We start from the raw sequence: 23,575 nt of genomic DNA, 5'->3' as shown, positions 1-23,575 counted from the left end.
CGCCCGCACCGCCGTCGCGCGGCGACCGGACCTGCCCGGACCCGCCGCGCGACGGCACGGACCCACGGGACCGCGGCACTGCGGACCGCACGGACCTGCGGGACACCCGGAGCGCGGGACGGCGCGACCGGCGGGGGACGCACCCCCGCCGGCCGTCCCGTCCAGCCCCTCCGGCCCTGTCCCGCCGTGCCGATGTTCCCGCCTTTGCCGACCTTGTCGCCTTCCCGCCCGTCCCGCTTGTCCTGACCCATCGACGTGACCCACAACGAGGCGCCCGTGCGCGGCGGTCGACACCGCCGCGGACGCCGACGCGCCGCACCAACGGAGGAACCATGGAACACCCGAGAGACCTCCCGGACGCCCTGGACGACTTCGTCGCCACCCTGACCGCCGGGGACTTCCTCACCCGCGTCTACCACCACGAGCACCGTGTCTTCCCCGGGGCCGCGGAGAAGATCAGGGACGTCTTCGGCTGGGACGACCTGAACGAGATCCTGGAGACCCACCAACTCCGGTCGCCGCAGATGCGGTTGTCGCGGGACGGCAGACAACTCCCGGAGAGCGCCTACCTGGAGGCACGCGCGGCACGGCGCGGACGACGGAGGGTGCGGGTCGACCCGGTCAGACTGCGGGCGGCCCTCGCCGGCGGACACACCCTCGCGATGCGCTACATGGACGAGATCCACCCCGGACTCTCGCTGCTCTCCGAGGCGTTCGAGCGGCGGCTGCTCAGCGACTTCGAGTTCAACCTCTACGCCTCCTGGCAGCCCACCGGAGGTTTCAACGCGCACTGGGACAACCACGACGTGTTCGCCATCCAGCTCCAGGGGCGCAAGCGCTGGCGCATCCTCGGCCGCAACGAGTTCTCCATGCGGGCGCGGGACTCGGCGATGGGCACGCCGCCCGCCGAGGTCGTCGCCGACCTGGTCCTCGACCCCGGGGACGTCCTCTTCCTGCCGCGCGGCTACTGGCACGACCCGGTGACCGAGGAGGGCCCCTCCCTGCACATCACCGGCTCGATCCCCTGCACCACGGGCATGGACCTCACCCGCTGGGTGCTGGACCAGCTCCGCGAGGACGAGGCGATGTGCGCCGAACTCCTGCGCTTCGGCGACCCGGAGGGACCGCGGGAGGTGCTGCGCGCGGTGCGTGCGCGCCTCGACGAGGCGTTCGAGGACGAGGACCTCCTCAAGCGCTTCTTCGCCGCCCGGGACGACGCCCGGTTCGGCAGGTTCGCCCTGGGCCTCCCGGACGTGGAGACCGCACCGGCGCCGTGACGGCGCCCCTCACCGGGAGGTGAGGCTCGCCCGGAGAGGCTGTCGGCCCCGTCACCGCACGGGGCCGACAGCGTCAGCGGACGCGGAAGGGCTGTCTCAGGAGACGCTCCAGGCGCGCAGCCGCCGCCCGGCCATGCCGACGCCCACGGCGCCGGACGCCACGTCCCGCACCAGCTCGACCGCCTCCTTCGGCGGGTAGTCCAGAGAGCACCCGTTCAGCACCAGGTACGCCTCGGTGGCGTGCCAGGCGAAGGCGTCGCAGGAGTGCTCGAGACACGGCAGCCGCGCCAGCGTCTGCAGCAGCGCCGCCGCCTTGAGGTGCAACGACCCGTAGACGTCCCGTTCGAGGGCGCGGGCGTTGACCCGGGCGACGGCGGCGTACAGCGGTCCGAGGTCGTCCACCTGGGGGTCACCGGGCAGCAGCTCGGCGGCGTGCAGCAGGAAGGACACGTCGAGAGGGTGGAGCGGATCGTGCTGGGTCACGCCGCGTGGCCCCGCTCCCGCTGCTCCTCGAGACCGTGCCGCGCGGCCAGCTCGGCGGCGCGCCGCTCGGCGTCCGGTCCGGCCGTCCCGGCGGCCTCGGCGAACGCCTCGCCGCTGCGGGACACCGACGCGCGGAAGGCGTCGAGGAACCGCGCCTCCACGGCCGTCGCCCGGGTGTAGGCGGCGGAGAGGATGTACTCCTGGAGGCTGACGCCCTCCTGCCGGGCCGCGGCCTCGATCGCCGCACGCTGGCCAGGGTCCGGGAAACGCAGGTTCATCGCTTTGGGCTGAGACATGGTACCGATGGTACCGCCGATACCATGCGCGAATCCAGCCCGGGTGACGAGCGGGCCGCCCGCCCCGCGACGGCCTCCGGGCGGGGCCGCGCCGACCGGACCAGCGGCTCGACGGCGTCAGGACCGTGCGGTCACCACGCCCGCCCCGGTCGGGGCGGTGCGCGCGGGCCCGCTCGACCCCGCCCCGCACGACCGCTCCACCTGATCCGGCACGCGCCACGACATCTGCCGTCCGCTGCGGCCGGGTTCAGCCCCGCAGGTACCGGGTGACCATGTCGACCAGCTCCCGCTCGAAGGTGGCGACCGGGACGCCCCGCGGGTCGGCCATGAGCTTGTGGGTGTTGATCTCCACCGTGAACACGATGAGTTCGGCCGCGATGTCCAGGGCCCGCACCCGGACGTCCGGGTGCCGGGCGAGCAGGTCGCGCACCTGCCCGACGCGCTTCTTCCCGTGCCGTTCGACGGTGTCGAGGATGTCCTGGGAGAGGGGCGCCTCCTCCATCATGATGCGCAACAGCTGCGGGTCGTCACGGTGGTTGTCGATCGCGTCCCGGACCAGCGCCCGCACGAGATCCTCCAAGGACCCGGGGGAGAGGTCGAGTTGCTCGCCCCTCGTCCATGTGCCGCGGTCGATGTGCCGCACCAGCAGCTCGGCCAGGATCGCGTCCTTGTTCGGGAAGTACTGGTAGAGCGAGCCGATGGAGACACGGGCCTGTTCGGCGATCCGGTTGGTGGTCCCGGCCGCGTACCCCTGCTCGACGAAAACGTGAGCAGCGGCGGCGAGGATCCGCTCGCGGGTGAGTTCGGCACGCGCCTGCCGGGGCCTGCGACGTGGCTGAAGTCGACGATCGGCCGAGGGCATCCGGGCGTCCTCCTGGGGCGGCGAAAGGCGAGTAGCCAGAGAGCTGAGCTATTGCTCACAATAGTGCCATGAGCTGCGGGAACGCGCGGCGGATCGCGGTGATCCCTGGCGTGCGACGCCCTCGTGCGGGGCGGCACGTCCCTCGTGCGGGCGACACGTGCACGGGTCCCCCGGACGGACCGGAGCGGCCCGCGGACGGACCGGAGCGGCCCGCGGACGAAGCGGAGCGGTCCGCGGACGAGCCGAGGCGCGCCCCACGGACCAACCGGGGCGCGGCCCGAGGACGAGGGATTCGTCCTCCCCTTCGACGACAGGAGTCGGTGTGCGACAGGCGGAGAGTGTCGGCGAGGTGCGCCGGCTGACGACGGCGGACGAGGTCGAGGCCGTCATAGGACGGCCATTGCCGATGGTCGTGCTCAAGCAGATCGGCGCCCTCGACGAGGGCTGCCGGACCATCCTCGCCCACAGCCCGGTCGCGGCCTTCGGCCACCGGGACGCCGACGGCACCAGCAGGACGGCCTTCGTCGGCGGGGCGCCCGGCTTCACCCGCGTCCACTCGCCCACCCGGTTCTCCTTCTCCCACCGCGGCGCCCACGAACCGCGCGGCCCGGTCTCGTTCTTCTACCTGCTGCCCGGGGTGGGGGAGATCCTGCGGATCAACGGCACCGTCGCCGGGCACGACGGCACCCGCACGAGCGTGGACGTCGCGGAGGCGTACGTGCACTGCGCCCAGGCCGTCCTCAGATCCCGCCTGTGGCAGCCCCCCGCCCCGACCGCCGAGGACACGGTTCCCGCGCTCACCGGGGACGGTCCGCTCGCGCGGCCGGGTGTGGCCGGGTTCCTGGCGGCGGCCCCGTTCCTCGCGCTCTCCACCTGGGACGCGGCGGGCGGCAGCGACACCAGCCCGCGCGGTGACCGGGGCCCGGTGGCACGGATCCTGGACGACCGCACCCTCGTCATCCCGGACCGCAGGGGCAACAAGCGCGCCGACACCCTGCACAACCTCGTGCGCGACGACCGGCTCTCGTTCGCGGCGCTCGTCCCGGGCCGCGAGGGGGTGCTGACGGTCCGCGGCCGGGCGGCGATCACCGATGAGCCGGCGCTGCTGGCGACGCTGGCGCTCGGCGGGACGCCCCCGCACCTGGCGCTGCTCGTCGACGTCGAGGACGCCGATCTGAGCGTGGCGGACGCGGTGGCGCGGTCGCGGCTGTGGACGCCGGACGCGCGACCCGACCGGGGTGCGGTGCCGGACCTGATGGCGCTGGCGGGCGAGCACCTCGCCGCCAACGCGTCGGGCGCGGAGGGCGCCCCGCCCGCGTTCCTGCTGCGGGCGATCGGGGCGGTCCCCGGCATCTCCCGGCTGCTGCGGCTGGTGATGAACAGGGCCTACGCCTCCGGCCTCCGCAAGGAGGGCTACCGCGAAGACGGCGGCGGGGCGGGCGGCGACGGCGGCACGGCCGGAGACGGCGTGGGCGGCGGAAGGCGCGGCCGTCGGCGCCGTCCGTCGGCGACCGCCGTCCGGCAGCGGGCAGCGGAACGGCAGGTGCGGGTCGCCGAGGTGCGCGCGGAGACGCCGAGCGCCGTCACCCTGGTCCTGGAGGACGCGGACGGCGGCCGGGGCCGCTTCGACTTCCGGCCGGGCCAGTTCTTCACCCTGACCGCCGAGATCGGGGGAGACCCGGTGCGGCGGGCCTACTCGGCGTCGTCGGCGCCGGGCGCGTCCCGGCTGGAGGTCACCGTCAAGCTCGTCGAGGGCGGCCGGTTCTCCACCCACGTCCACCGGGAGCTGCGGGCCGGTCGGCTCCTCACCGTGCGCGGCCCGTCGGGGTCGTTCCACGCCGGGCCGACCCCACCGGCCGAGACGGTGCTCATCGCGGCGGGCAGCGGCGTGACCCCGATGATGAGCATGATCCGCACGCGGCTCGCCGACCGCCGCGGCCGGGACCGGATCGCGTTGCTGTGCAGCAGCCGCACCCCCGACGAGACCCTCTTCGCCGCCGAACTGGCCCGGCTGGCCCGGGAACACGCCGACCGGCTCTCCGTCACCCACGTCCTGACCGAAAGGGACGGCCGTCTGGACGCGGCCGGGGTGCGCCGCTGGATCACCGGCCTGGCACCCGCCCGGGACGCCCACTACTACACGTGCGGTCCCGGCCCCCTGATGGACATGGTCGGGGCCGTCCTGACCGAGTGGGGAGTCCCGGACGGGCACACGCACCGCGAGGACTTCGCCTCCGCCCTGGAGACGGGCGGCGCGGCGGCCGGGCCGCGCCGGATGACGGTCGAACAGGACGGGCGCCCCCTCGGCACGGTGACGGTCGAACCCGGCCGCACCCTGCTGGACGCGGGCCTCGCCGCGGGTCTGCCGATGCCGTACTCCTGCACGGTCGGCAACTGCGGCGACTGCCTTGTGCGGCTGCGCGGGGGAGAGGTGACCCAGAACGAACCGAACTGCCTGACCCCGCGCGAGCGGGCGCAGGGGTACGTACTGGCGTGCTCGGGGCGCCCTTTGACGGACGTGACGCTGGAGATCCCGGAGCCGTGAGAAGCGATCCCCGGCGACGCCACAACCGTCCCGCCGTCTCGCGAGTCATGATCGTCATGAACCCTGCCAGACGTCCGTCCGCCGCGGCCGCGACCGCCGTCGTGCTCGCCACCGCCGGCGGCCTGCTCACCGTGGGCACGGTGCCCGCCTCCGCCGCGACCACCTGCGCCTCGCCCGTGTTCAAGCGGCAGTTCTACGCGAACACCACGTTCTCCGGCACGCCGAGGAAGACCGACTGCGACGCGGTGATCGACCAGAGCTGGAGCGGTGCCCCCGCGGCCGGACTGCCCAAGGACAACTTCGGCGTGCGCTGGACGCTCACCCGGGACTTCGGCTCCGGCGGCCCCTTCACCCTCAGCGCCTCCGGCCTGGACGGCATCCGCGTCCACCTGGACGGCGTCCGCAGGATCGACCTCTGGAAGAACGTCTCGTCGACCGTCGCCAAGAGCGTCGACGTCACCGTCCCGAAGGGGAAGCACACGCTCCGGATCGACTACGTCAACTGGACCGGCAGCGCCAAGATCAAGGTCGGTTACGCCCCGCGCACCGCCGTCGGCGTCGACAAGGTCAAGCCGCTCGTGCCCACCGGCACCTCCCTCGCCCACGACTCCGCCCACCGGGTCCGCTTCGGATGGTCCGCCAACAAGGAGATGGACCTCGCGGGCTACCGCGTGTACCGCCGCCTCAAGGGCACCTCCTTCGGCGCCGAGCCGCTCGCCACGACCACCTCCACCGCGTACACGGACACCACGCTGCCGAAGAACGGCGCCGTCTACTTCTACGAGGTCCGCGCCTACGACAAGGCGGGCAACGAGTCCGCGGGGACGGCCGACCTCTCCGTCACCACCGCCGACACCCTCGCTCCCGCGGCGCCGACGGGAGTGGGCGGCTGGCGCCCCGACCACTCGCGGAAGGCCCAGCTCTCCTGGTCCGCGAACACCGAGACGGACCTCGCGGGATACCACGTCTACCGCTCCACCACCGGACGGCCGGTCCCGCTCACCGCGGCGAACCGGGTCAGCGGCGACAAGCCCCTCAGCACCACGTGGTTCGAGCAGCCGCTGCCGCAGACCGGGGACGTCCACCTCTACGTCGTCACCGCGGTCGACACGCACGGCAACGAGTCGGCGGCCTCCTCCGTCGTGGAGTTCTACACGCTGGACACGACGGGTCCCGTGGACACCGCCCACCACGCGCGGGCGGTCGAGGACGAGCGCGGGGTCACGCTGACCTGGGACAGGTCGCAGACCACCAGCCCGGACTTCGCCGGGTACACGGTCGTGCGCGGCGACCGCCCGGTCGGGCAGAGCGGGCGCGCGTGGGAGGTGGTGGGCAAGGGCATCCGGGGCACGTCCTTCACGGACAAGGCCCCGCCGCCCGGCGCCACGTACTCCTACTCGGTGGTGGCGGTGGACGGCGCGGGCAACAGCGGTGTCCCCTCCGTCGAGATGCCGGTGACCGTCGCGGGGAACAGCACCCCGCCTCCCGCGGTGACGGGCATGAGCGCCACCGCGCGGGAGAACGGCGTCGATCTGAGCTGGGACGCCAGTGACGACCCCGGTCTCGACCACTACCTCGTCCTGCGGGGCACCCTGGTCGACGGCGCGTGGGTGTACGAGCCGCTGATCGACGGCTGGACCCACAGGCCCGAGGAGTTCACCGGGACCCAGCACTTCCGCACCGACGCGGCCGACGGGGAACGGCTCCGCTACAGCGTCGTCGCCGTCGACCAGTACGGCAACCGGCTCGCCCCCGGGTCCGGAGCCGCCGTGCTGGACGTCACCGAGCTGGATCTGCGTCCGGACGACGGGGCTTCCCCGGCGGTGGGCGGCAACCCGATCGCCGGGCTGAGCGGCGGCATCGACGGCGCGCTCCGCTGGTGGACGAGCGGCGACGCGCGTTCCTACGGCACGGTGACCGGCTACGCCGTCCACCGGTGGAACCGGACGACGCGCGTCTTCGACCGGGTCGATGTCCTCACCGTCCGCGAGCAGGCGTACCGGGACAGCGCCCTGTCCAGGGGGACGACGACGTACTACCGCGTCACCGCGATCCTCGCCGACGGCACGGAGACAGCCGCCTCCGAGGCGGCCGTCGCCTGGCTGGACTGATCACCGCCGGGCCTCCCGCCCGAACCCGCGGGCCCGCGTCGACGGCGGCCGTACGGAGGAGGCCCGGACCCGAACTCCCCTGTGCAGAAGCGCACTTGAGCGTCCGCCGTCACGATGTGCCCCTCGTTCGGAGGACCGGGCGGAGCGCCTGCGATCGGCACGCGCTGCGCGACGAAGAGGCCCGCCGCTCGACGGCCGCCCCCGCCAGGTCAGCGGGTCGTGGGGGCCGACGCGTCCCGCCGGGGCTCTTGCGCCCAGGCGTCCGCCAGTCGAGTGCCGAAGCCGGCGGGCTCCCGCCCGATCAGTTCCGCGAGGGGCGGGTCGACGGCGCTGAACTCGCCGTGCCGTGCCGCGTCGAAGATGCCGAGCATGAGGTCCGCGACCGCGGCCTGGGCGCCGTGGGCGAGGAGCCCCTCGCGGAAGGCGTCGTCGGGGACGACAGTGCGCGTGAAGGGGCGTCCGGTGGTCCGGGAGGCGATCTCGGCGACGGCGTCGAAGTCGAGCGCGGCCGGGCCGGTGAGCGGCGGGGTCGGCCCCTCGAAGCTGGCCTGGCCGCGGAGGATCGCCGCGGTGGCCTCGGCCAGGTCGTCGTGGCCGGTCCAGGCGACGGGGCCGTCGGCGGGGAGGCCGATGTCGCCGGTGTCGCGGGCCGACTCCAGGAAATGGAGCGCGCTGGAGGCGTAGAAGCCGTTGCGCAGCGCGGTCCAGGGCACTCCGCTGGCGCGCAGCAGGTCCTCGGTCCGGGCGTGGTCGCGGCACGCCTGGAAGCGCGAGTCGTGCCCGGCGCCCATCTGGCTCGTGTAGAGGATGCGGTCGGCACCGGCCCGCACGGCCGCGTCGACGGCGGTGCGGTGGCCGTCGACGCACTCGGGGCCCGTCCGGTCCAGGGAGACGAGCAGCAGGTGCCCGGCGCCTTCGAAGGAGTGCGCGAGCGAGGCGGGGTCGTCGAAGCTTCCCCGGCGCACCCGGACGCCGCGGTCGGCGAGGTCCCGCGCCTTGGCGGGGTCGCGGACGCTGACGCCGACGCGCTCGGCGGGCACGTGCCGCAGAAGGTGCTCGACGGTGAGGCGGCCGAGCTTCCCGGTGGCTCCGGTGACGATGATCATGGTCTGCTCCCGATGCGGATTGCGATGAGTGATGTTTCCGGTGGAATCACTTCGATGCTAACACTGGAAATTCCGATGGAAACAGATCGTCGGTATCATCGGTTCATGGTTACCCGTGACGCGGTCGACAGCCCCCGGCTCCGCATCGTCGAGGCGGCTGTCGAGCTGCTGGAGAGCGGCGGCCCCGACGCGGTGAGCACCCGAGCGGTCGCGGCCGCCGCCGGGATGCAACCCCCGGCGATCTACCGCCTCTTCGGCGACAAGGAGGGGCTGCTCGAAGCCGTCGCCGAGCACGGTTACGCGCAGTTCCTGGAGCGGAAACGCGCGCGGCTCGACCCCGCACCGCAGGACCCGGTGGAGGAGCTGCGCCGGAGCTGGGACATGGTCGTCGAGTTCGGCGTCTCCCGGCCCGAGCTGTTCGCGGTCATGAACCGGGCCACAGGGCGGGGACCGTCCGCGGCACACGGCGCGGGCCTGGAGATCCTGCACGGCCGGGTGCGCCGGCTGGCGGCGGCGGGCTGGCTGCGGGTCGGCGAGGAGCTGGCCGCCCAGATCATCCAGGCGACCGGCCAGGGCGCCGTCACCACCTGGCACGCCACCCCCGCGGACCGCCGCGACCCGGCGCTGCTGACCGTCCTGCGCGAGTCCATGGTCGCGGCCGTCACCCGCGCCGAGCCCGCGGTCCCCGCCGCGGAGTCCGCACCCGCCGCGGCGGCCCGCGCGCTGCGCGCCGCCCTCCCCGACGACACCGGCGTCCTGAGCGCCGCCGAGCGCAGCCTGCTGCGCGAGTGGCTCACGCGCCTGGCGGCGGACGGCACGACGGCGGACGGTGCGACGGCCGACGGCGCGATGTCGCCGGACGGGACGCCGCCGGACGGGACGGCGCACGGCTGACCGCCCGTCGGACGCCCCCACCGGCTCGCCGCCCACCGCCCGCCCCACCCGCGCACCACCCACCGTCCCGCACGACTCGCGCCCCCGGGCTTCACGCCTCCCGGGGTTCACGCCCCCGGGTTCACGCCCCGAGTTGCCGCCGTCCCCGCCTCTTGCCATCGTTTGTCCCCAGTCCAGACCATGGCTCGGGGGTACAGGAGCCGGTCCGATGAGCCGCAGCCGCGAGGACGAAGCCGGGCACGACAGGCCGTGGAGCCGACCGGGACGGGTCCGGTACGCCGTCGCGCGCCTGGCGGGGATGGTCCGTCCCGACATCACCGTGTACCGCCCGGAGCCGGGCGCGGTGCGCGTCGAGAACGACCGTCCGGTCGTCACCAGGGACGGCACTGTCCTGCGCGTCAACGTGTACCGGCCGCCGGACGGCGCCCCCGCGCCCGTGATCCTCGTCGCCCACCCGTACGGCAAGGACGACCTGCCGCGGTTCACCGCGTCGGGCCGCGCCAGGCTGTCGTTCCGCTACCGGGTGCTGCGCCAGACCGGGCCGCTGGTCCTCTCGTCGCTCACCACCTGGGAGGGGCCCGACCCGGTGTGGTGGGTCGGGCACGGCTACGCGGTGGTCAACTGCGACGTCCGGGGCGCGGGCACGTCCGACGGCGTCGGCTCGCTGCTGTCGGCCCAGGAGGGCGAGGACGTCCACGATCTGATCGAGTGGGCCGGGGCCCAGCCGTGGAGCACCGGCGCCGTCGGCATGCTCGGGGTGTCCTATCTGGCGCTCACCCAGTGGCGGGCTGCCGCCACCCGGCCGCCGTCGCTGCGGGCGATCGTGCCGTGGGAGGGGTTCACCCACGCCTACCAGGGGCTGGCCAGGCCGGGCGGGGTGGCGGAGAACGGCTTCCTTCGGCTGTGGGACCTCGGCCTGCGGAAGGTCAGGCAGACGTACTCCATCAGGCGGGAGAGCGCCCGGCGGCCGGTGATCGACGCCTGGTACCGGTCCCTCGCCCCCGACCTGTCCGCGATCGAGGTGCCCGTGCTCGTCTGCGGCAGCTTCTCCGACAACAACCTCCACAGCCGCGGCTCGTTCGCCGGGTTCGAGGGCGTCTCCTCCGCCGAACGGCACCTGTACACCCACCGCGGCGGCAAGTGGGCCGTCTTCTACGACCAGGAGGCCCGCGCGGCCCAACTCCGCTTCCTCGAACGCCATCTGAAGGGCCGGGACGTGCCGCGGCTGCCCCGGGTGCGGCTCGAGGTCAGGGACCGCGCCGACCACGTGGTCGAGGTGCGGCACGAGGAGTCGTGGCCCCTGGAGCGCACCCGGTGGACCCCCGGGTACCTCACCGGCTCCGGCCTGGCCGCCGAACCGCCGACCGAGCCGGGCTCGCTCTCCTTCGACGTCCGCCGACAGGCCGTCAGGTTCGGCTGGACGGCCGCCCGCGACACGGAACTCACCGGCCCCATGGCGCTGCGGCTCTACGTCGGGCTCCACGGCGCGGACGACATCGATCTCGTCGTGGGCGTCGAGAAGTGGAGCGGCGGCCGGTTCGTCGCGTTCGAGGGCTCCTACGGGTACGGCCGCGACCGCGTCACCACCGGGTGGCAGAACCTCGCGCTGCGGGCGCTCGACGCCGGGCTCTCGCGCCCCTTCGAGCCGGTGCCCGCCTGTCTGGCGCGGGAGCCCGTCCGGGAGGGGGAGGTCGTTGCCGTCGACATCGCGCTCGGCCCCTCGTCGACCCTGTTCCGCGCGGGGGAGCGGCTGCGGCTGGTGGTCGCCGGTCGCTGGCTGTCTCCGCGCAACCCGCTGACCGGGCAGTTCCCGGCCTCCTACCGGACCCGGTCGCGGGGCCGGTGCACCCTCCACTGGGGACCTGACCGGCCCGCCCGGCTCCTGCTGCCGGTCGTTCCGCCGACCCCGTAGCGAGGGCCGCCCCGGAGCGGGCCGGTCCCCGGCCGCACGGCAGAGTAGGGGCATGGACGTCATCGATCTCGCCCGCGCCTTCGTTCTGGAGCGCCACCCCGATGCCCGCGCCGCCTTCCTCGGCGGCAGTGTCCTCACGGACCGGCGCACCGCCCGCTCCGACCTGGACGTCGTCGTCCTGCTTGACGGCCCGCCCGCCCCCTACCGCGAGAGCCTGCGGTACGGGGACTGGCCGGTCGAGCTGTTCGTGCACACCGAGGAGTCCTGGCACGGCTTCGTGACCCCGGAGATCGCGCTCCGCAACTCGCCGCTGCTGTGGATGTGCGCCGACGGAGCACTGCTGCTCGACGCCGACGGGACCGGCGCGCGGCTCGCCGGGACGGCACGGCGTCTCGCCGAGACGGGCCCGCCCCCGGTCACCGGCACGGCGCTCGAGGACGCCCGGTACGCGCTGACGGACCTGCTCGACGACTTCGCCGCCTGCACGGACGCGGGGGAGCGGCTGTTCGTCGTGGCCGAACTCGTCCGCCGCACCGGCGAGTTGGCCCTGCTGACCCACAACACCTGGCTCGGCGGCGGGAAGTGGCTGGCCCGGCGACTCGAACCCGTCGCGCCCGGACTGCCCGCGCGTCTGGCCGAGGCGGCCGGGGCCGCCCTCAACGGCGCGCCCGACGCCCTCACTTCACTGGTCACGGAGGTCCTCGACGCGGCGGGCGGCCCGTTCTGGGAGGGGTACCGCCGCAGCGGTCCGCGCGAGCGGGCCTGATCCCGCGGGACCGTGCGCAGGCACGCGCCGCCGCGTCGCGCCCCCGCTACCGGCAGGCGCTCAGCGCGGTCCGCGCCAGTTCGCGCAGCCAGGCGTGGGCGCGGTCGGTGTCGTAGCGCTGATGCCACGACAGATACACCGGCGCGGACGGCAGTTCGAGCGCGAGCGGCAGCGGCAGCACGGCGAGACCGAGGTCCGCGGCGGCCGAACGCGTGGTGGCCTCCGGGACGGTGACCAGGAGGTCCGAGCCGCGCGCGAACCCGAACGCGGCGGCCTCCGTGGGCGCGGTCGCCACCACCCGGCGGGTCAGGCCGAGCCCGGCGAGGGCGTCGTCCAGGAGGTTGCCGAGCCGCCCGCGGCGCGAGACGGTCACATGATCGGCGGCGGCGTACCGCTCCACCGTCATCTCCCGCAGACCGGCCAGCGGGTGGTCCCGCGCGGCGACGACGACGGGACGGCTCTCGCCCACCCGCTCGGCGCGGATGTCGGGCGCCTCCGTGCCGCCCGCGTTGGCCTCCAGATCGACCTCACCGCGCGCCAGCCCGGGGGTGTCGACGCTCGACTCCGGCACGAACCGCAACCGCACACCGGGCGCCTGGGCGCGCACGGCCGCCAGCAGCGCGGGGCCGCCCAGGGCGACGAGCGAGTCGTGCCAGCGCAGGGTGAAGGTCCGCTCCAGGGTGGCGAGATCCAGCTCGCGGCTCGGCGCGAGGACCCCGGTCACCTGGTGCAGGAGCGTGTGCACCTGCTCCCGGACGGCGATCGCGTACGGCGTCGGCGTCATCGTGCGGCCGGTGCGCACCAGGATCTGGTCCCCGGTCGTGCGCCGGATGCGGCCCAGACTGCGGCTCATCGCGGGGGCGGTGACGTGCAGACGGGCGGCGGCCCCGGCCACGCTGCCCTCCTCCAGCAGCGCGTCGAGGGCGGCGAGCAGGTTCAGATCCAGTTGCATGAGAGTCATCCTAGGCGTGATTCACATGCAGTTGTGGTTAATCGACGGGCGGCCTACCTTCGAGATGCGGGTGCGGGCGGACGAACGGACCGCCCGGCCCGATCGACCCCACCACCTCCACCCGGACGGGAACACCCATGTCGCGAGCCACGCAGACCACCCCTCGCACCGACTCGGACGCCGCCCTGCTCGCGGAGACCGTCACCGCCGTGCGCGCGGCCGGTGCGGTGCTGCGCGAGCGCTTCGGCCCCGTGCTCCGCCCCGAGAGCCGCGACGCCATGATGCGGGCCCTCGCCGACAACGACGCCGCCGCCCTCGCCGTCCTGCGCCCCCGCCTCACGGAACTGCGGCCGCGGGCGCGCTGGGTGGAGGAGGAGCTGGACGGCGGCGCCCTGCCGCCCGGCGAGTGGTGGGTCGTCGACCCGGCCGAGGGCAACATCAACCACCTGCACGCGCTGCCCGAGTGGGGGGTGACCGCCACCCTGGTGCGCGACAACCTGCCGGTCCTCACCGCCGTCCACCTGCCGCTGACCGGCGAGACCTACACCGCGCTCGCCGACGGCGGCGCCTGGCTCGACGGGCGTCCCCTGCGCGTGTCCGACCCGGCGGGCCTCGCCCTGAGCCTGGTGGCCACCAGCCAGGCCCGCCCCGACGAGGACGAGCGGGTGGTGCGGCGCGTCGGCGCCTCGATCACCGCGATGCTCACCGACGCGCTGGTCGTCCGCACCGCCGTGCCCGCCACCCTGCACCTGGTGCACGTGGCCGCCGGACGGACGGACGCGTTCTGGCAGTTCTCCGGCGCCCGCGCGGACCTGCTGCCCGGGGCGCTGCTCGTCACCGAGGCGGGCGGCCGCGTCTCGGACGCCGAAGGCCGCCCCTGGACCCCCGCGAGCGAGAGCTTCCTGGCGTCGGCGCCCGGCATCCACGCCGAGGCCGTGGCCACCCTCGCGCGCTGAGAGCCGCGCACCCCGGACACGGAATCCCCTCCACGACCCCCAGCACGCCACCGGAAGGACCCCATCAGCATGACCACGATCTCCGTTCTCGGACGCGGCCGCGTCGGCGGCGCTCTCGCCGACGCCCTCACCCGGGCAGGACACGAGGTGACGACGGCGGGCAGCGCGCCGGGCGCCGCGGCCGCCGCCGTGCGGAACGCCCGCGTCGTCGTCAACGCCACCCCGGGCGACAGCTCGCTGGAGCGGCTCACCGCCCTGCGCGACGACCTGCGGGACACGATCCTCGTCGACGTCTCCAACGCCACCCTCGACGACGCCGACGGCCTCCCCGGCGACCTCCTCTACCCCGGCTCAAGCCTCGCCGAGCGGCTCCAGGAGGCGCTGCCGCGGACACGCGTCGTCAAGACCCTCAACACCATGCTGTACCCGGTGATGACCGCGCCCGCGATGCTCACCGGGACACCCTCCGTCTTCCTCTCCGGCGAGGACCCGGAGGCCAAGCGGACCGTCCGCGACCTGCTCGCGGACCTCGGCTGGCAGAAGGAGTGGATCACCGATCTCGGCGGGATCAGGACCGCGCGCGCCACGGAGGCGGCGATCCTCTTCGTCCCGCACCTGATCAGGACCAGGGGCTTCACGCCCTTCGCGCTCTCGGTCACCGTCTGACCGGGCGCGGCGTCCGGTCGGACGGCGACCGGCGGGTGCCACGGGGACCCGTACGGATCTCCGTGGCACCCGGGCAGCGACGGCCACGCCCGCGGCGTGGCGGGCGGGGCCGTCCGCGACCGTCGCCTACAGCGTGCGGGCGAGGTGGTCGGTGAGGAGCCGGGTGAAGCGGGCCGGGTCGGGCAGGTCGCCGCCCTCGGCGAGCAGCGCGCTGCCGTGCACCAGCTCGGCGATCTCCGCCAGGGCGGGGTCCTGCGCGTTCGCGCCGTGGGCCGTGCGCAGGGCGGTGACCAGCGGATGCGTCGGGTTCAGCTCCAGGATCCGCTTGACGGTGGGCAGTTCCTGCCCCATCGCCCGGTACATCTTCTCCAGGGTCGGCGTGACGTCGTGCGCCTCACCGACGATGCAGGCCGCCGAGGTCGTCAGCCGCGACGACAGCCGGACCTGCTTGACGTGCGCGGAGAGGGCGTCGGTCAGCCACGGCAGCAGCCCCGCGAACTCCTCCTCCCGCTTCGCCTTCTCGGCGTCGCCCGCCTCGTCGCCGTCCGCCTCCCCGTCGAGGTCGACCTGGCCCTTGGCGATGGACTGCAGACGGTGGCCGTCGAAGTCGGGGACCCGGTCCACCCACACCTCGTCGACCGGGTCGGTGAGGATCAGCACCTCGTAGCCCTTGGCGGTGAGGGCCTCCATGTGCGGGGAGTTCTCCACCATCGCCCGGGTCTCGCCGGTCAGGTAGTAGATGGCGTCCTGGCCGTCCTTCATGCGCTCGACGTAGGCGCGCAGCGTGGTCGGCTCCTCCGGGTCGTGCGTCGACGCGGCCGACACCAGCTCAAGGAGCGCCTTGGTGTTGTCCGTGTCCTCGATCAGACCTTCCTTGAGCGCCCGGCCGAACTCGCCCCACACCTTCGCGTAGCGCTCGGTGTCCTTGGCCTGCATGTCCTTGAGCGCGCCGAGGACCTTCTTGACCAGACGGCGGCGCACCCCGTGGATCTGGCGGTCGTGCTGGAGGATCTCGCGGGAGACGTTCAGGGACAGGTCGTGCGCGTCCACCACGCCCTTGACGAAGCGCAGGTAGTCGGGCATGAGGGCTTCGCAGTCGTCCATGATGAACACCCGCTTGACGTACAGCTGCACGCCGCGCCTGCTCTCGCGGGAGAACAGGTCGAAGGGCGCCTGCGCGGGGATGAACAGCAGCGCCTCGTACTCGAAGGCGCCCTCGGCCCGCATGTGGATCGTCTCGGCCGGGGCCAGCCAGTCGTGGCTGATCTGCTGGTAGAACTCGTTGTACTCCTCCTCGGCCACCTCCGCGCGCGGCCGGGCCCACAGCGCCTTCATCGAGTTGAGCGTCTCGGGCTCCGGCGCCGACTCGCCCTCGGCCGCGGCCTGTTCGGGGGCCATCCGGATCGGCCAGCGGATGAAGTCCGAGTACTGCTTGACGATCTGACGGATCTTCGACCCCGACAGGTAGTCGGCGAGACCGTCCTCGCTGTCGGCGGGCTTGAGGTGCAGGGTGACCGACGTGCCCACGGGCAGGCCGTCGACGGCCTGCAGCTCGTAGGTGCCCTCGCCGTCCGACTCCCACCGGGTACCGGACTCGGTGCCGACCCGCCGGGTGAGCACGGTGACCCTGTCGGCCACCATGAACGCCGAGTAGAAGCCGACGCCGAACTGCCCGATCAGGTTCTCGGCGGTGGCGGCGTCCTGGGACTCCTTGATCTTCTCCAGCAGACCGGCGGTGCCGGACTTGGCGATCGTGCCGATCAGGTCGACGAGGTCGTCCCGGCTCATGCCGACGCCGTTGTCACGGACGGTCAGGGTACGGGCGTCGGCGTCGACCTCCAGCGCGATGTGCAGGTCGTCGGTGTCGATCCCGGCGAGGCTGGAGTCGGTCAGGGACTCCAGCCTGAGCTTGTCCAGGGCGTCGGAGGCGTTCGAGATCAGCTCGCGCAGGAAGATGTCCTTGTTCGAGTAGATCGAGTGGATCACCAGTCGCAGCAACTGGCGGGTCTCGGCCTGGAATTCCAGCGTCTCGACGCTGCTGACCATGGGGGTCTCTTTCTGTGGGAACGTCAGGAACGGATGAGGCTGTGGGTGAGGCGGGCCGCGGCCTTCACCGGGTGGGCGCGGCGCCGGGGGAGCGGTCAGGCATCGTCTGCCGCTCTCGTCGCACGCGGGTCGCCGAGCGCGTCGAGTCCGTCGACGAGACGGGCGTGCCGGGCGTCCAGGTGGGGGCGCATGCGGTGCAGGGGGGCGACCAGTTCGGCGGCGTCGGCGGCACCGAGGGCGGTGTGCACGGCGGCCTGCGCCGGGCGCGCCTCGGGCGGCAGGTGGGCCAGCGCGGCGATCTGCCCGGCGAGGCGGCGCAGTTCGGCGGCGTTGGCGCGGGCCCAGGCCGAGGCGGCGCGTTCGGCGGCTCTGGCCCGCCGGGTGGCCGTCACCCGCTGCTCGCCGGTGGTGCCGACGGCGCCCGGACGGCCGCGCAGATAACGGCGTTCGGCGGCCTGGCGGCTGGCGACCCCCAGCGGCCCGGCGAGGTCGGCCCAACTGGCGCCCGCGTCACGGGCGGTCTCGATCAGGCCCGTCTCCCACCCGGCGAGCCGCTCCCGCACCTGCCGCAGCAGCACCAGCGAGGCGAGTGCCTGCTCGGCGCCGGGCCCGGCGGTGTCGGGGGCCGCGCGCCCGGCGTCACGCAGGGCTCCGTCGACGGCGGCCAGCGCGGCAGCGGCGGCGAGGAAGGACACCGGACCGGGTCCGCCGGCGATGTCCACGGACGGCTGATCGACCGGGCTCACGGGCAGGACACCTCCTCGACGGTCATCGGGACGACGACACCGGAGCCGTCGTCCATCGGACGACATGCTAGCGACGCCGACGCCACGGCGGGACGCCGACGTCGAGGCTCGTGCCGGATGCCCGACGTCGAGGCCGGACGCCGAGGCCATCGCAGGAGGCCGAGCCTGGTGCCACTCGCGGAAGCCGGAAGCCGGAAGCCGGATGCCCGACGGCGAGGCCGGGCGCCGGGGCCATCGCGGGAGACCGAGCCTGGTGCCACTGCCGGATGCCGGAAGCCGGATGCCGGATGCCCGCCGTCGAGGCCGACTCCACCGCGTGCTGCCGAGGTCCTCGCGGGACGCCGGCGCCGCCGTGGGACAACGGGCGAAGGCGGCGCCCGGCATGTCCGGGGCGCCGCCTGGTGGTGGGAGCCCGTGTCGCCGTCGTCCTGGGCCGTGAAAACGGCTCCCGGCCCGGTGCGGTCGGTCAGCTGCTGGACGCCGCCGCGGCCGTGACCCCCGCCTGGCGCTGCCGCAGCGAGAGGGCCACCAGACCCGCGAAGACCTGGAGGGGGAGCGGTACGCCGGACAGCTCGGCGCTCACCCCGCCGCCCGCGCCCCGGAACTCGCCGAGCACGACACCGTCCCGCACCAGACGCCGCTTGCCGCGCAGACCGGACGGAGCGGTCAGCTCGTACGCGCCGTCCTGGTCGGTGATCTCCCACCTGCGCCCGGAGCGGCGCGCTTCGGCCCGCACCGTGCCGTCCCCGTCCGCCGCGTACATCTCGAAGGCGCGCCCCCAGTGGGAGGACCGCAGTTCGAAGGTCTCGCTCCCCAACTCCACGCGTCCGCCCGACCGCCAGGCGCGCGCGGACCAGCTCGCGACCGGCACCCCGTCCGAGAGGATCTCGTAGGTCCGTCCGAAGAAGTGTTCCCGCTTGATCTCCAGCATGGTGTGCTCCCGAGGCGACTGTTCTGATCGGCAAACCGTCGCCTTCCCAGAACAGGCCGGTCGATGTCCGGCACGGCGCACCGCCCGGCGATCGCCCGCCGGACGGTGCGCGACCCCGCACGGGACGGTCGTCGAGGCGTGTCCTCAGCCGAGCGGCGCGCGTCCCGCGAGGAGTTGGGTCTCCCAGGCGAAGGCCACCCCCGAGGCGCCGCCGTGCTGGGCCTGGATCGCGGCCGCCGCCGCGACGGTCTCCTCGCGGGCCCAGTCCCGCTGCCACTCGCCCAGGACGGCCATCCAGGTGAGCGGGACCACCCCTGCCTGGACCATGCGGCGCACGGCCATGTCGTGGGCCTCCGCGGAGACGCCCCCGGACGCGTCGGTGACGGCGTAGACGTCGAAGCCCTCGCCCGCGGCCTGCAGGGCGGGCATGGCCAGGCAGATCTCCGTCCAGAGCCCGGCGAGGACCAGCTTCGTGCGCCCGGTCGCCCTGACGGCGTCGACGACGCGGTGGTCCTGCCAGGTGTTGATGAAGGTCCGGTCGATCGGCCGCTGCTCGGGGAACAGATCCTGGATCTGCTGGATCAGGTGACCGCCGCGCTCCTCCAGGACGGTCGTCAGGATGGTCGGCACCCCGAACGCCCTGGCCGCCTTGGCGAGGCCGGTGACGTTGTTGACGACCATCGTCGGCTCGTGGCTGTTCAGGTTGGCGAACTGGAACGGCTGGTGGTCGATGAGCACCAGGACGCTCTCCTCGGGTGTGAGCAGCGCGTCGAGACCGGCCTTGTGCTGGGTGCTCATGGGGTTCCCCTTCCGGAGGCGCGCGTGCGGGGGCGAGCGTCCGCACGGCATGTGGTTGACGTGTCACCTACCCTAGGGAGCACGTTGTTGATGCGTCAACTAGACCGTGCGGACGCGGACTTGCCGTCAGCGTGAGGACGGGGTGGGGCGCCCGCGGCGGACGCGGTGATCACGGCGCCGGGGCCCTCGCTAGGCTGCTCCCATGGACGCACCGCCCCGCTGGCTGAACCCCCGGCAGCAGGCCGCCTGGGACAGCTTCATCCGCATGCAGGAGCAGCTCGTCGGGCGGCTCGCCCGCCGGGTCCAGACCGACTCCGGGATGTCCGCCTCCGACTACCTCGTCCTGGCCAAACTCACCGAGTCCGGGGGCCGGTTGCGCCTCATGGACCTGGCGAGGCTGGTGCAGTGGGAGAAGAGCCGTATGTCCCACCAGGTGGGGCGGATGGCGAAGCGCGGTCTGGTGGCGAAGGAGGAGTGCTCCGACGACGGGCGCGGGGCGTTCATCGTCGCCACCGCGGCCGGTCGCGCGGCGATCGAGGAGGCCGCGCCCCTGCATGTCGACCAGGTACGGCGGCTGTTCGTCGACGCCCTCACCCAGGAGGAGCTGGACACCCTCGCGTCCCTCTCGAACCGCGTCCTCGCGCACCTTGAGTCACAGCCCGACTGACCCTCCGGGAGACCGGCGCCCCCCGACACCTCACCACAGAACATGCAGCCGCTCCGGAACCCGTTTGATGTTGCCGGTGCGCCAGACCAGTTGGTCCGCGGGCAGCGCCAGCCGCAGCTTCGGCAGCCGGTCGAGGAGCGCGGTGAGCGCCTCGCCCGCGTGCACCCGGGAGATCGCCGACGCGGGGCAGAAGTGCGGCCCCGAGCCGAAGGACAGATGCGGGTTGGGCGAGCGGTCGATGTCGAACCGCTCCGGGTCCTCGAACGCCTCCGGGTCGAAGTTGGCCCCCTCCACGCAGACCAGGACCAGCTCCCCGGCGCGCACGTCCACCTCGCCCACCCGCACGTCGGCCAGCGCGATGCGGGGCAGGCCGTCGCCGATGGACAGGGTGCAGCGCATCAGCTCCTCGACCGCGCGCGGCATCAACTCGGGCCGCGCGCGCAGCCGTTCCATCGCCTCGGGGTGCCGGACCAGGGTGAGGACCGCGTGCAGCAGGAAGACGTAGGTGCTCATGGCGCCGGCCCCGAACAGCGAGGTGACGACGGCCGCGATCATCTCGTCGGTCAGGTCGGCGCCGTCCCGGTCCGGGTCGTCGCGCAGCTCGCACAGCCTGCGGATCAGCCCGCGACGGGACGCGTGGTCGCCGCGCACCCGCCGCAGCACGTAGGCGAAGTCCTTGTCCCAGTTGGCGGTGCAGCCGTCGAAGGCCTCGGGGCTGGTGACGAAGCCGAGGTCGAGCCCCGCCATCAGGCGGCAGCCGTCCTCGTGGGGCAGCCCGAGCACCTCGCTGACCATGACGGCCGCGTACGGCTCCGCGAACCGCTGCCGCAGATCGACCGGGGCGCCCTCCGCCACCATGCCGTCGATCAGCTCGTGCGCGCGCTCGCGCATCCACTCCGCCGAGGCCGGTCCCGACCGCGGTCCGAAGGCGCGCAGCACCTCCTGGTGCAGGCCCGCGCTGTTGACGTTGCCCATGGTGTTCACGGCCTCGGGCGGGATGGTGAGCGCGTACTGGCGCGGCCTGCCCTCGGCCGCCGTCTCGCGCAGGCTGAAGTGCGTCCCGTCGTCGAGGACTTGACGGGCGAGCGCGTGGCTGGTGACCAGCCAGGCGTCGTCACCGGTGAGGGTTTTGACGCGGGCGATCGGGGACGCGGCGCGCAACTGCCCGCACTCGGCGGGCACGACGTCACCGCGGCGGGACAGCGGCCACGCGACGGGCGCGTACTCACCGGCGGGGTAGGGGCACTTGGTGGTGGGGGAGGACATGGGGCCGCCTTTCGGGCCGGGGGGTTCTGCGGGCGGGTCCGTTCAGTTCTGGCAGGCGACGACGGCGTAGCCCTGGGTGTCGGCCGGACGCAGACCCGTCGCGCGGTCCCCGAACAGCAGGCGTCCCAGTGCCAGGACGGAGTGGTAGCAGTGGACGGACGAGGCGACGCCCAGGATCGCCGGGGTGTCCAGGAAGAACGGCAGCTCGGCGTCGATGTACGCCTGCGCCGTGCGCACCTGGTCGCCGGTGGGCGGGACGCCGGGACCGAGCCGGGCGGAGAGGAACCGGTGCGCCATCTCGTCCCGGACGGCGCGCAGTTCGGTGTCGGTGCCCAGGGCGGCACGGGCCCGGCCCAGGACGTCCTGGTACGCGGGCTGTTCGACGAACGCGGAGAGCGGCCGGGCCCGCACCCGTGTCGCCGCCCCGCCGATGTCCTCCAGCGCGCCCTGGATCCGGCGCCGGACACCGCGCACCTGCTTGGCCGCGCTTCTTCGCGCGTCCTCGGGCCCGTAGCCGAGGGCCTCGCACATGGCGTCCAGGTACAGGTCGGCGTGGACGACGTCGACCGCCTCGAAGCGGACGAGAGCCCAGGAGAGCGCCTCCGTCAGACGGCGGCGGCTGAAGTAGCTGTTGCCCGTGCTGACGCCGAAGAGGGCGTGGTCGCCGCGGGCGATCAGGGAGTCGCTGAGGGAACCGAACGGGGTCGCGTCCACCGCGTGGACGGTCAGGGACTGCGGTTCAGTGTGGGACATGAGGCCCTCACTCGGAGTAAGAGCAATGTACACAGAGTGATATTCCGCCGGGTCCGGGGCGCCATGCCCCGAGCAGCCGAAAGAGTGAACACCGGCGGGCGCACGCGCCACGACGCCCGCGCCCCGTGCGCGGGGGAGCTTGTCGCGCACACCCGGCGGAGCGGCGACGGCACCCGTGCCGGTCCGCGCTCCGCGTCACCCGGCGACCCGGCGGCGGACCGTCCCCCGGCCGCCTGCGATGATGAGGCCCACCGATGGCCGTCCGGGCCGCCGTTGGCCCACCACGGGGCATCCCGGTCCGGGCGCGGATCCGGGCCCGGGTGTCGGCCGGGGACATCGCGGCCCCGCGGGTGAAGGCGACTGTGGGAGGTCGGGGCGATGCCGAGGAAGCGCCGGGACGACAGACGTCCGCACGGTGAACTCGTCGCGGACGTGCTGGCGGTGCTCTGGGAGGCCGGCGAGCCGATGACGGCCCACCAGGTCAACTCCGCCCTGGACAAAGGGCTGGCCAGGACGACGACGGCCACCATCCTGACCAGGCTCTGGGAGAAGGGCACGCTGCGCCGCGTCCCGGTGACGCGCGGCTTCGCCTACGAGCCGGTGCACGACGAGGCCGGGCTCACCGCGGGCCGGATGCGCCGCGAACTGGAGAGCGACCCGCGGCGCGAGCTGGTGCTGAAGCGGTTCGTGTCGTCCCTGTCCGAGGACGACGAGGAGACCTTGCGCCGTCTGCTCCTGGAGGCCGAGGGCGAACCCGGGTGACGTACGTGTCCGCCCTCGTCGTGCTGACGCTCGCGTTCCCGTGGGCGGGGGCGGCCGTGGCGAGGCGTCTCGCCGACCGGCTGCCGCCCCGCCCGGCCTGCTGGACGCTCGTCGGCGCGGCCGTGCTCCTGGCCGCCGGGACGGTCGCCGCGCTCGTCGGCCTGCTCCACGTCCCCTTCCTCGCCTCGCTGGAACATGTGTCGCCGGCGCGCGTCCTGGAGGCCTGGCCCGCGGCCGTCCCCCTGGCCTGCGCGGCCGGTGCCGTGCTGGCCGTCCAGTCGGTGCTGCTGCTCCGCCGCCGGATCCGGCACCGCTCGCTGCTCAGGAGGGCCTGGCTCGCGGTGGACGAGGGCACGGGCGACGGCGACCTGGTGGTGGTCGCGGGCACCGACGTCGACGCCTTCGCGCTGCCCGGCCACCGGGGGCGTCCTGGGCGGGTGGTGGTCACGTCCGGCATGGTGCGCTCGCTGAGGGCGGGGGAGCGCGAGGTGCTGCTGGCCCACGAGCGCGCGCATCTCGCCGGGCGCCACCACGTGCTGTCGGCCGCCGTCGACCTCGTCACCGTCGTCCATCCGGCGATCCGGAGCCTGCGGGAGGCGCTGGTCTTCCACCTGGAGCGGTGGGCGGACGAGGAGGCCGCCGCCGTCGTCGGGGACCGGCGTGTCGCCGCGGCCGCCATCGCCCGTGCGGCGCTCGCCGGGTCCGCCCACGGCCGGGCCACCGGGTACCCGCTGCTGTCGGCCACCAGCGGGCCGGTGCCGCGACGCGTCGCCGCCCTGC

22 protein-coding genes are annotated in these 23,575 nt (G+C 74.0%); 11 read left to right on the top strand and 11 right to left on the bottom strand.

Going from position 1 to position 23,575, the window contains the following annotated elements; translation table 11 throughout:
• Positions 1-332: 332 nt before the first annotated feature.
• Positions 333-1,277, top strand: coding sequence for a cupin domain-containing protein (locus tag GA0115242_RS14085; protein WP_093828224.1), 945 nt, complete (start codon positions 333-335; stop codon positions 1,275-1,277).
• A 96-nt stretch (positions 1,278-1,373) separates the two neighbouring features.
• On the opposite strand, the gene GA0115242_RS14080 is transcribed toward GA0115242_RS14085, so the two are convergent.
• The 3 genes from GA0115242_RS14080 to GA0115242_RS14070 all read right to left on the bottom strand — a co-directional run bounded on the left by GA0115242_RS14080 (position 1,374) and on the right by GA0115242_RS14070 (position 2,918).
• A complete protein-coding gene (locus tag GA0115242_RS14080; protein ID WP_093828222.1) occupies positions 1,374-1,760 on the bottom strand; it encodes a fic family toxin-antitoxin system, toxin component in 387 nt (128 codons plus the stop codon).
• Entirely contained in the window at positions 1,757-2,056 is a 300-nt protein-coding gene (locus GA0115242_RS14075; protein ID WP_237549041.1) for a type II toxin -antitoxin system TacA 1-like antitoxin, read from the bottom strand. The genes GA0115242_RS14080 and GA0115242_RS14075 overlap by 4 nt, the downstream gene beginning before the upstream one ends.
• Positions 2,057-2,303: 247 nt before the next feature.
• A complete protein-coding gene (locus GA0115242_RS14070) occupies positions 2,304-2,918 on the bottom strand; it encodes a TetR/AcrR family transcriptional regulator (protein WP_093828218.1) in 615 nt (204 codons plus the stop codon).
• Positions 2,919-3,240: 322 nt separating this feature from the next.
• Here GA0115242_RS14070 and GA0115242_RS14065 point away from each other — a divergent pair, with 322 nt between their 5' ends.
• Both GA0115242_RS14065 and GA0115242_RS14060 read left to right on the top strand, forming a co-directional pair.
• Positions 3,241-5,463, top strand: a complete 2,223-nt coding sequence (locus GA0115242_RS14065) for a 2Fe-2S iron-sulfur cluster-binding protein (RefSeq protein WP_256089429.1) — start codon at positions 3,241-3,243, stop codon at positions 5,461-5,463.
• 56 nt (positions 5,464-5,519) lie between these two features.
• Positions 5,520-7,574 (top strand): PA14 domain-containing protein, encoded by a 2,055-nt coding sequence (locus tag GA0115242_RS14060; RefSeq protein ID WP_093828226.1) that lies wholly within the window; start codon positions 5,520-5,522, stop codon positions 7,572-7,574.
• Positions 7,575-7,783: 209 nt separating this feature from the next.
• Here the strand turns inward: GA0115242_RS14060 and GA0115242_RS14055 are convergent, their stop codons facing one another.
• On the bottom strand, positions 7,784-8,680 hold the full coding sequence (locus GA0115242_RS14055; protein WP_093828216.1) for an SDR family oxidoreductase: 897 nt from the start codon (positions 8,678-8,680) through the stop codon (positions 7,784-7,786).
• Positions 8,681-8,785: 105 nt separating this feature from the next.
• Between GA0115242_RS14055 and GA0115242_RS14050 the strand changes: the two genes are divergently transcribed.
• The 3 genes from GA0115242_RS14050 (at position 8,786) to GA0115242_RS14040 (ending at position 12,252) form a co-directional block, all read left to right on the top strand.
• Positions 8,786-9,574, top strand: coding sequence for a TetR/AcrR family transcriptional regulator (locus GA0115242_RS14050; protein ID WP_237549040.1), 789 nt, complete (start codon positions 8,786-8,788; stop codon positions 9,572-9,574).
• Positions 9,575-9,782: 208 nt separating this feature from the next.
• Positions 9,783-11,486: a CocE/NonD family hydrolase gene (locus tag GA0115242_RS14045; RefSeq protein ID WP_093828214.1), complete on the top strand. Its 1,704-nt coding sequence runs from the start codon at positions 9,783-9,785 to the stop codon at positions 11,484-11,486.
• Between the two features lie 52 nt (positions 11,487-11,538).
• Positions 11,539-12,252 carry a nucleotidyltransferase domain-containing protein gene (locus tag GA0115242_RS14040; protein WP_093828212.1) on the top strand — a complete coding sequence of 238 codons (714 nt, stop codon included), beginning with the start codon at positions 11,539-11,541 and terminating at the stop codon, positions 12,250-12,252.
• A gap of 46 nt (positions 12,253-12,298) precedes the next feature.
• Here the strand turns inward: GA0115242_RS14040 and GA0115242_RS14035 are convergent, their stop codons facing one another.
• Entirely contained in the window at positions 12,299-13,204 is a 906-nt protein-coding gene (locus GA0115242_RS14035) for a LysR family transcriptional regulator (RefSeq protein WP_093828210.1), read from the bottom strand.
• Positions 13,205-13,341: 137 nt separating this feature from the next.
• On the opposite strand from GA0115242_RS14035, the gene GA0115242_RS14030 reads away from it, so the two are divergent.
• Together GA0115242_RS14030 and GA0115242_RS14025 are read left to right on the top strand one after the other, a co-directional pair.
• Positions 13,342-14,160, top strand: coding sequence for an inositol monophosphatase family protein (locus GA0115242_RS14030; RefSeq protein WP_093828208.1), 819 nt, complete (start codon positions 13,342-13,344; stop codon positions 14,158-14,160).
• A 69-nt stretch (positions 14,161-14,229) separates the two neighbouring features.
• On the top strand, positions 14,230-14,826 hold the full coding sequence (locus tag GA0115242_RS14025) for an NADPH-dependent F420 reductase (protein ID WP_093828206.1): 597 nt from the start codon (positions 14,230-14,232) through the stop codon (positions 14,824-14,826).
• Positions 14,827-14,952: 126 nt separating this feature from the next.
• On the opposite strand, the gene htpG is transcribed toward GA0115242_RS14025, so the two are convergent.
• The 4 genes from htpG to GA0115242_RS14005 all read right to left on the bottom strand — a co-directional run bounded on the left by htpG (position 14,953) and on the right by GA0115242_RS14005 (position 19,347).
• Positions 14,953-16,872 carry a molecular chaperone HtpG gene (gene htpG, locus GA0115242_RS14020; RefSeq protein WP_093828204.1) on the bottom strand — a complete coding sequence of 640 codons (1,920 nt, stop codon included), beginning with the start codon at positions 16,870-16,872 and terminating at the stop codon, positions 14,953-14,955.
• A gap of 95 nt (positions 16,873-16,967) precedes the next feature.
• Positions 16,968-17,618, bottom strand: a complete 651-nt coding sequence (locus tag GA0115242_RS14015) for a type III effector protein (RefSeq protein WP_093828202.1) — start codon at positions 17,616-17,618, stop codon at positions 16,968-16,970.
• Positions 17,619-18,084: 466 nt separating this feature from the next.
• On the bottom strand, positions 18,085-18,549 hold the full coding sequence (locus tag GA0115242_RS14010) for a hypothetical protein (RefSeq protein ID WP_093828200.1): 465 nt from the start codon (positions 18,547-18,549) through the stop codon (positions 18,085-18,087).
• A 144-nt stretch (positions 18,550-18,693) separates the two neighbouring features.
• On the bottom strand, positions 18,694-19,347 hold the full coding sequence (locus tag GA0115242_RS14005) for a hydrolase (protein WP_093828198.1): 654 nt from the start codon (positions 19,345-19,347) through the stop codon (positions 18,694-18,696).
• Positions 19,348-19,549: 202 nt separating this feature from the next.
• On the opposite strand from GA0115242_RS14005, the gene GA0115242_RS14000 reads away from it, so the two are divergent.
• Positions 19,550-20,014 (top strand): MarR family winged helix-turn-helix transcriptional regulator, encoded by a 465-nt coding sequence (locus GA0115242_RS14000; protein ID WP_093828196.1) that lies wholly within the window; start codon positions 19,550-19,552, stop codon positions 20,012-20,014.
• A 30-nt stretch (positions 20,015-20,044) separates the two neighbouring features.
• On the opposite strand, the gene GA0115242_RS13995 is transcribed toward GA0115242_RS14000, so the two are convergent.
• A complete protein-coding gene (locus tag GA0115242_RS13995; RefSeq protein ID WP_093828194.1) occupies positions 20,045-21,280 on the bottom strand; it encodes a cytochrome P450 in 1,236 nt (411 codons plus the stop codon).
• A gap of 42 nt (positions 21,281-21,322) precedes the next feature.
• Positions 21,323-22,033 carry a tRNA-dependent cyclodipeptide synthase gene (locus GA0115242_RS13990; RefSeq protein ID WP_093828192.1) on the bottom strand — a complete coding sequence of 237 codons (711 nt, stop codon included), beginning with the start codon at positions 22,031-22,033 and terminating at the stop codon, positions 21,323-21,325.
• A gap of 378 nt (positions 22,034-22,411) precedes the next feature.
• Between GA0115242_RS13990 and GA0115242_RS13985 the strand changes: the two genes are divergently transcribed.
• Together GA0115242_RS13985 and GA0115242_RS13980 are read left to right on the top strand one after the other, a co-directional pair.
• Positions 22,412-22,795: a BlaI/MecI/CopY family transcriptional regulator gene (locus tag GA0115242_RS13985; RefSeq protein ID WP_093828190.1), complete on the top strand. Its 384-nt coding sequence runs from the start codon at positions 22,412-22,414 to the stop codon at positions 22,793-22,795.
• Positions 22,792-23,575 (top strand): M48 family metalloprotease (locus GA0115242_RS13980; protein ID WP_093828188.1); only part of this gene is annotated, 784 nt, incomplete at its 3' end. The genes GA0115242_RS13985 and GA0115242_RS13980, both read left to right, overlap by 4 nt.

This window comes from Streptomyces sp. SolWspMP-5a-2, assembly GCF_900091845.1.
Lineage (GTDB): Bacteria > Actinomycetota > Actinomycetes > Streptomycetales > Streptomycetaceae > Streptomyces > Streptomyces doudnae.
Note: the sequence above shows the minus strand (reverse complement) of the source record. Positions and strands in the feature narration are given on the sequence as shown.